We start from the raw sequence: 252 nt of genomic DNA, 5'->3' as shown, positions 1-252 counted from the left end.
GCTATCCAGGTGTGCAGCCGGATGGCTTCTTTTATGGAAATCATCGGGCCAATAAAGGTGTTTTCATCGGCCGGATCGCCATGTACCAGTGCGCCAACCGCTTCGGTCAGGCGTGCTTTGGCGTCGTCGTACAGACTGTCGTGCACCATGATGCGCTGCACTGAAATACAGCTCTGGCCAGACTGGTAATAGGCCCCGAAAACAATCCGGGTGACGGCGTCGTCGAGGTCGGTGCCTTCGTCAACGATACAG

Annotated in this window: 1 protein-coding gene; it reads right to left on the bottom strand. The window is 56.3% G+C overall.

All coding sequences use genetic code 11. From position 1 onward, the window contains the following. The coding region (locus tag Q4563_RS21245) for an aldehyde dehydrogenase family protein (RefSeq protein WP_303605937.1) at window positions 1-252 on the bottom strand (252 nt) is incomplete at both ends.

The sequence above is a fragment of the Gilvimarinus sp. 1_MG-2023 genome (assembly GCF_030548285.1).
This window is presented reverse-complemented; position numbering and strand designations above follow the sequence as displayed.